This window comes from Roseovarius marisflavi (assembly GCF_900142625.1).
GTDB lineage: Bacteria > Pseudomonadota > Alphaproteobacteria > Rhodobacterales > Rhodobacteraceae > Roseovarius > Roseovarius marisflavi.
On record NZ_FRBN01000027.1, the window covers coordinates 37,396 to 44,975 of the forward strand.

The 7,580-nt window shown below is 54.5% G+C and carries 7 protein-coding genes; 2 read left to right on the plus strand and 5 right to left on the minus strand.

The features are described from left to right. Positions 1 to 12: 12 nt before the first annotated feature. From BUB78_RS17090 to BUB78_RS17110, 5 genes are all read right to left on the minus strand, one after another. Positions 13 to 2,406 (minus strand): DUF5906 domain-containing protein, encoded by a 2,394-nt coding sequence (locus BUB78_RS17090; RefSeq protein ID WP_073200173.1) that lies wholly within the window; start codon positions 2,404 to 2,406, stop codon positions 13 to 15. Continuing rightward, positions 2,399 to 2,602, minus strand: coding sequence for a helix-turn-helix transcriptional regulator (locus BUB78_RS17095; RefSeq protein WP_073200190.1), 204 nt, complete (start codon positions 2,600 to 2,602; stop codon positions 2,399 to 2,401). Before BUB78_RS17095 ends, BUB78_RS17090 begins: the two co-directional genes overlap by 8 nt. Positions 2,603 to 2,880: 278 nt before the next feature. After that, the gene (locus BUB78_RS17100; RefSeq protein ID WP_073200174.1) at positions 2,881 to 4,074 is read right to left on the minus strand and encodes a tyrosine-type recombinase/integrase; all 1,194 of its coding nucleotides are present in this window, start codon (positions 4,072 to 4,074) and stop codon (positions 2,881 to 2,883) included. Between the two features lie 297 nt (positions 4,075 to 4,371). After that, a complete protein-coding gene (locus tag BUB78_RS20970; protein ID WP_073200176.1) occupies positions 4,372 to 4,602 on the minus strand; it encodes a hypothetical protein in 231 nt (76 codons plus the stop codon). Positions 4,603 to 4,826: 224 nt separating this feature from the next. Further along, complete coding sequence (locus BUB78_RS17110) at positions 4,827 to 5,978, minus strand: DUF4268 domain-containing protein (RefSeq protein WP_073200178.1); 1,152 nt, start codon at positions 5,976 to 5,978, stop codon at positions 4,827 to 4,829. A gap of 453 nt (positions 5,979 to 6,431) precedes the next feature. Between BUB78_RS17110 and BUB78_RS17115 the strand changes: the two genes are divergently transcribed. Both BUB78_RS17115 and BUB78_RS17120 read left to right on the plus strand, forming a co-directional pair. Further along, positions 6,432 to 6,905: an excisionase family DNA-binding protein gene (locus BUB78_RS17115; RefSeq protein ID WP_073200180.1), complete on the plus strand. Its 474-nt coding sequence runs from the start codon at positions 6,432 to 6,434 to the stop codon at positions 6,903 to 6,905. Next, on the plus strand, positions 6,902 to 7,480 hold the full coding sequence (locus tag BUB78_RS17120; protein WP_084732931.1) for a PIN domain-containing protein: 579 nt from the start codon (positions 6,902 to 6,904) through the stop codon (positions 7,478 to 7,480). The genes BUB78_RS17115 and BUB78_RS17120 overlap by 4 nt, the downstream gene beginning before the upstream one ends. Positions 7,481 to 7,580 lie beyond the last annotated feature (100 nt).

Genomic DNA, 7,580 nt, shown 5'->3' on the forward strand with positions numbered 1-7,580 from the left:
ATTTCACCCATATCAAAAGGGTGGTTCCGGATCGCCGTCTTTGGTTGGTGAGTAATCGTACCCAGGATCGATATCGCCCTGCCATTCTGAGACCTCGTTGGACCATGGAATTTCCTGTCCGATGTAAACCTCGAACGAGCGGCGGCACTGATGCAAAGGTGGAAAACGGTACCGCATGGACCGTTTTGTGATTAGCTGTCCCATCGCGTCGCGCCCGATGATAAAATTCCCGCTTTGAACTTTGGCGACACCAGAAAACACCTTGCTGATTGTCCGCCCGAACAGCGTCTGTAGAGTGTACTGTGCACTCGGTTGAGATCGCTTCATGTCGTCATACATTGCAGAGATGGTTGTGATTCCTGGGCCGTTTCCAGGTGCATCTGGTTGAGGAAGATAACCGGCGTCTAGTACCTCATAGAGATACCGCTCGGTCGGCCCCTGCGCCTGTATGATTTGGTCGAAGAGCTCGGGCGTGCGAATAGTAACCTGAGGGTCGGGCCCGACGGAGATGTCACGCTGCAGGAGATCATGCATCATGGCTTCGTAGCCGCCAGAACGCATTTGAGCAGCGATGGAGCCAAAGTATGTACGATCCTCGCGGTGCGTATCAGCAACTTCGATCACTTGCCAGCGCCGGTCGCCTATATCCGCTGGTACGACTGACTTCTCGTTCGAGGTTACGATAAAGATCATGTGATTGTCGAGCCAGACAGGGTCCACGCCCTTCCGTTCAATCATGATCCGGGGCTCTGTGAGCATGGTCTTGATGACGCCTGCGTTTTTGCGATCACCGCCGAACATGGCTTCATCCACATAAACAAGACGCCGCGCCTCCAGGTGTTGGTTGAAGCGTCCACTCACGTGGTCATCCTTTGTGATCGACACGTAATGCGCGCCCCACAGGTGACCGTATGCGTTGGCCAGCACGCCCTTGCCAGTACCAGGAGCCCCCTTTAGCACAGGCGCAGTGCCAATGACCACGTCAGGCCGCTGCACTCCGAGTGCCATCCAGTTCATCATCCAAGCGTTATATTCCTCATTGCCGCCACAGATGTTGACCAGGATGTGGTGCTGAAGGCGGCTCCAGTCGCCTGGTTTTGGTTCTACCGGAAATCCCTGCCACATGTTCCAACTGTTACCATTGTGGCCAGGAGGTTTGCCTGGGTCGAAAGCAACCTCATGGTAGTGGGCAGCGAGGTGATGATCCAGCCAGTACGGCGCTTTGTAGCGCCAGCTGACATTTCCGTTTGCGTCTCTTTCCGGGAATTTCTCAGGTTTGAGGCGATCCAAAAAAGCGCCCTTGCCCAGGCAGGTCAGCACCTCCCCGCCCACGGGTTGCTTAACGATAATTCGCGTACTGGACCCATGAGTCCAGATGCCGAAGCGCGCATTCATATCTCGGACCACAGCATTGCTCGGTCCGTTCCAGCCTCGCTGCTTCGCCGCATGAAAGATCGTCCCAATGGTCACATCGCCATTCGGGTTAAGGCTGTCCCACACCTCGCGGCATACGGCACTGCCCTCATACTTGGCGGACGTGCTCGACCATACATCCCAGATGTCAAATGCCTCGTCGCCAAAGCTGTATTTCAAGGCTAGGCTGAAAATGACCCACGTTTCGTAGTCATCGGCCTCCACGAACTTCAGCGCCGCTTTCACCTCTTCCTCATCGCCAGGCAGGACGTCGCCACCAACGGCATACGCCGTCTTTTGTGCGCGAATCAAACTAGGTGCCGGAGTGGATGATCTCTGGGGCGTATAGACCGAAGCAACGTCCGGGCATAACAGGTCCTCTAAGTCTGGCGGCATGAAATCAGGCCAGTCGAGGGGCTGGAGCGCCTCATCCAGCGGGACTGATTTCCGGCTATACGGAAGAGCTACGGCGTTGCCGTAGCTCCCCTCTTTGACGTGATCGTTCTTTGGAAAAACCTCGATTTCTGCCGCCTGAACGCCACCACCGCCATGTTTGAAGCCCTGCTCTTCTATCAGCTTGCGGAGGAACTGCTTCACCAATTTAGCAGGCTGCGGATCGCTCCAGATTAGCCAGATATGAAGGCCAGCCCCGCCACCGGAGCGACAGCATAATGGTTTGAAGCCGAGACGCTGGAGTTCCTGTATAATTGGTTGTGCGGCACCGACCATAGCATCCCAGCTAAGCGTCTTATCGTGATCGTCGAAGTCAAGAACGGCAGTGTACGTTTGATCGTCGAACACCGCATAACAGGCAATTGGTTGGGCACCGGTGAGGTGCCCAACAACTATTTCTGGTGTTACCGGTTCACCGACAAGGCGATACTTCTGTTTGCCCGTCTTCTGGTACGCGGCATACGCGTCTTGCCGGACTTTCGAAGCGATACCTGTAACAAGATCCAAACGGCGTTCGGTCAGATACTCTTTGTCAGACATGATCACCTCCGGCGATGAAGGCGTCGAGGTCAGACAATTGGTAGCGAACTACCTTACTTCCGACTTTGCGAGATTTCGGACCTTTTTTCTGGCTACGCCATTTTTCCAGCGTGCATGGTTGAAGGGAGAGGTAAGCCGCAGCTTCTTTGGTGGTCAGCAGGGGATCTGCTGAGCCGGGATGATGTGGGGAGTGCATGGCACAGTCCTTTTGCATCGAACTGCGGGGATTGAGAGTGCCACGACCCAAAGCCCCGCCAATAAGGATGAAAAATTCTCGGCGATCGATGCTACGCCCCAGAAGTTTAGCTCGATCTACAAGGACCGGCCATTTGACTTCCCCGTTGCGACTACGGCCTTAAACCGCCCCACGGTTGCGAAACCGCTTTTGGGTAGATTCTTTTCGCAGCTTCACAATATGCAAAACCCGTTACCAGGTCAACCTTCTGTTTTATATGACAAAAGCCAACTCCAAAGTCAGCCTGCCTTACGTGCTGCCTGTTCTGTGCCTGCTGCGACATTCTTGAGTATCTTTGCCGCGACCAGCGATACCGGCCCGCGCAAGCGTTCCAGATTGCTGACAATATAACCGGCGGTCACGTCACCGGACAGCCGGTGGTTCAACAGCCGTTTCAGGGCGTAGTGGGGAACATCCAGGCTTTCGGCGATGGTGATGAAGGTCCGGCGCAAATCATGCAGGGTGAACTTTACACCGCTGCGTTCCGTTACCCGCGCCGTGAACTTTTTGGTTTCCACGATATGACCTTTGCGGCCTACGCCTGGAAACACCCAAGGCGATGCACCTACTTGTTGCTTATGACGTTCATGCAGCAAGGTCACCAAATAGTCGGACAACGGCAGGTCTAGTGGATCACCGTTCTTGGTCTTTGGGATATGCAGCGCCCTTTCGGTCAGGTTGATTTGTTCCCATCGCAAGGTGGCGATTTCATTGCGGCGCATTCCAGTGAACAGGGCGATCAGAAGGAAGTCGCGTGAATAGTCCGGCTCCTCCATGACTGCTGCCCACCATGCTGGCAGGTCATGTGCGGCCACAGCGCTACGGCGTCGGCGCTCAGGATACCAGGCACGTGCTTGGGTTAGGATATTGACTGGGTTGGGCGGGAACTCATCATGCGCAGCGGCTGTCACATTATATACCGACCGAAAATGGCGCATCACATTGTTAGCCGTAACCTCGCCGTTTGCCTTACCGATGCGCTGGTGACGCTTGAGGACCATCTGGCGGCTAATGGAAGTGACGGGCGTTCGCCGCCAATCTTTAAGATACAGGTCGACCGTCCGTTGATAGCGATCACGCGTATTGTCAGCGATGGTGGTCCGTGTTGCGAAGAACTGATCAAACGCCTGACCGACGGTCATGCTCTCTTGCGCAACGCGGCGTTTTTCCGCGTTTGGATCGACGCCCGTTGCCATGTCGTTGAGAATACCGAGGGCCCGTTTGCGGGCTGCTTCGACACCGAAGACGTCGGCTCGGCCAATTGAGACGCGACGCGTCCGGTTCTGCACCTGCCCTTCGGCGAAGTAGACCTTGGACTGTGCACCCGCGCGCAGACCAAAACCCCGCAAAATCTCGTCGCGGTATAGAACTTGGCCCTTATCAGGGTGGGGCAGCGCATCAATCACGCGCTTGGTGAAACGAAATGTTGGCATGTGAGACCTCCTGTAGCCTCAACTCAACTTAACCGCAAATTCTCGAAAAAGCAATCATTATCAGAGACTTATCAGGCTTGGTGCGGCATGGTCCTACGTGCGCGGGCGCGAGCCAGCATCAGCGGGATCACCGGCTAAAGAGATAAAATTCGCGACCCTCCGGTGTCGTGGGACTCTTAGCTGTTTCCGTGGCTGAGTTGCGAAAGGGTCCAAATGGTTCGCCAGAAGGGGTGGACCGGGAGAGGCCTGGCCCGCTGCCATGCCAAACCCCGTGCTGGGGGTGGGGTCACATGCCAACTAGAAAGCTTTGCCGGTGTTGGTCAGCAGCAAGTAGCCAATACTGTTGTGGTTTGGCTCATCGAAGTGCTTTGACACAATCTCCCAAAGTGTTGGCATAACTTTCCCTAGCTGTGTACGTCGCGAGCGGAGGATGACGATCACTTTGTCTCCAACAGCCGAGTTCTCTGCCGCCACCTGGTAGCCACCTCGATTTTCGATTGGAACGTAGGCGCGGGCTTGGCCCAGCATAATTTTGTCGTCCCAGACTGAGCAAACTACTAGTCCGTCCTTGCCGGACCTGTGCCCCCAATAGCCCCTGGCGTTTCCTGGGACATCCTCGACGCCAGCAGCCTCGAAGGCTTTGGTCCAGGGTAAGAATTCTGACCTAGGTTTTGCCAAAGTAATTGAGCCTCAGATGTTCGGGTCGGTGTGTTGAACCAAATAGATCGGTTGGACGAGTGCAATTCCGTTAATCAGATGCCGCCGCCTGGTTTCATACGCGACGCGAGCTGACGAACTTGCTCAGAAAAAACCTCGTCCATCTTTTTGTAATGATCGATTAACCAGGCAATCATGTCTGACCAATTCTCTTTACTGTATCCTTGGACAGGCGTCTTGCAGACTATCATGCTGACCTTCCTATCATCCATCCTTCGCCATTCCAGTTCGCAACCAAACGCTTCTTCATATTTTTCTCTTTTCTCGACCAGGCGATCGAAAAGCCACTTGTTCTCATCCGGATTGGAGCGATTGAGCTGAAATTCCACCCGAATTTCGTGGCGCAGAAAGATGAGTGTCAGGGTGCAACCTGAGACACCAATACTGGAATTAATCCAATTGTCTCTTGACGGTGAGATATTTTGCCATCGTTCAAGACCGGCGCTGCGGAGTGCCTCCAGCGCTTGATCCCAGTACTCGAGGCGCATTTGATGGCTCCATCGCTGAGCTCCCTTCGCAGATTTCTCCTCACTGTCTTTCTCTGCCATTCGGATCATGTAATCCGCGGCCTCGGGTGTCGGGATGACTTGTTGGAGATCAATGAAAAGCTCTTCTCCGAACTTGTAGGGCACCACCTTAATGCAGCGCGCATCTATCTGGTGATCGCGTAGCCATAGCACGGTGGCAGTAACCTCGCGCCTGAAATTCGCGGCTATGAAAACGATCCGTTGGTTGGTGCCGTCGTTTAAGACCACCTCATCCAAGGCATCTTCGCCAAGAAATTCGCATATCCTGACTGCTGCATCGCCGCCGCCGTTGCGATCGAGATACTGCTGGAAGATCGCCACGATCTCGGCCTTCTTGAGGCTCGAGCAGTAGGCAGCGTACTTGAGTGCCTGCCAAACAACATCCCGGCCAGAGTCGTCAAGTTTGTTTTCAATGACAACAAGCTGCCCGCTACGGTCCAGTGCCAGCAGATCAAGTCTTTCTCGGGTGCCATCGAAGCCGTCGAATTCCTTCTGGATTATAAGGAGACTATCTTGTCCCTCGCTCATTGCCTCGCAAAGAGCATCTGGCATAGCTGCGAGCCATTCCTGTAGGTGTTCCCGCTCTCTAAAGCCTACTTCCGCGAATGTTGTGCGTTCTAGCTTGCTTAGGCGGTTGGAGGAACGGTCAATTTGAAACATAGGTTTTCTACTCGGTCTTTTGCGGTTCCAAACCGTCATACATGAACGTGTCACTCTGATGGCAAGGACCGTCATTGTTGATTTTTTGGTCTAATTCAGCACACCTTAACGAGCTCTCCCCCTTTGGCCAAGATTGCTCTCAAGAGAGCGTGGACCGGGAACGCGCGGGCTGCCCAATGCCATGAAAGCCGTGCATGGGGTGGGGTGTACTCGGGTTTGCAGTGTTTACCGGGTTTGGTGCAGCCAACGCACCACGCAGCAAGGGGTTAACATAAGGGCGCTTACGCGTCTGACGGAGCCGGGACGGCACCGGCATATAAGCCGGAGATTACAGCTCGAACTGTTGCCACGCCGACTCGACGGTTACACTTATTACATTTGTTTCTGTTATTACGCTTGCGTTGGTGAAGCAAGAAACCATATATAGTAGGTGGCACAGGAGGACACATTGGCATGACAGCGACAGAAGCAGACGTCGCCCCGAACGAAGTTCAGGGGCTAAAAGACCGACTCCCGACCGCTGCAGAGATTGACAGCGCGGCGCACGCCGCGACGGCCATCGCGGTTGCAATGGAACTCGACGGAGGCTTGAAGATCTCCGGCGAGAACGGAGACGCTGTGCACATTGCTCCTGCGGTCGGTGAGCTGATTATTGAGCTGCTAGGCCATGTAAGCGCAGGAAACATGGTTACACTCGTTCCGGTCAGCGCAATGCTTACGACCCAGCAAGCTGCTGACATTATGAACGTTTCTCGCCCCCATCTGACAAAACTTCTCAAGCAGGGTGAAATTCAGTTTGAGGAGGTCGGAAAGCACCGAAGGGTGCCGCTTCGAGCGTTGATGGAATACCGGGAAGACAAAGCGAGGCGACAAGAAGAAGCCATGCAAAAACTCTCTCGCCTTGGCCAGGAGTATGACCGGGCGTGAGCCATATCGCTAACCCATTTGTCATCTTGCTCGACGCGAACGTGATGTATCCGTTCCGAACGCGGGATGTACTCTTCACGTTCGCACAGCAGGGCCTTTTCCGGGCGCGGTTCACAGAACAGATCATTGATGAATGGACACGGAGTCTGATCCGAAACAAACCTGATTTGGCGGAGAGCGTGAAGGAACAAGCTGCAGCAGTCCGCGACGTCTTCCAAGAGTGCTTCGTGACAGGTTATGAACCGTTGATCGAAGGATTTGTGCTGCCAGACCCGGACGACAGGCATGTTCTTGCGGCAGCCATCAAATGCTCCGCGCAGATTATTGTGACAGAGAACCTTAAGGATTTCCCGTCCGAGATTCTAGATGAGCACGACATTGAAGCTTTGGGGGCTGACGATGTACTGGCCAACACCTTCGATCTGTTTCCGATTGACGGCGCACGAGCACTGCGGACAGTTAGAAAGCGATACGGGAACCCGCCGTTTACTCCCTCGGAGTTTCTGCTCGATCTCACAAAATCCGGGATGCCAAAGCTTGCGGCGATGGCGCGATCGTCCATCGAGTACCTTTGAGTCGCGTAAGCGGTGCGCCGCTCCCACACTTACGGCATGACGCCTGATCTGCGATTCAGAGGCTTCTTTGATTTGTGGGGAGTTTCTCGATGGTAGCTAC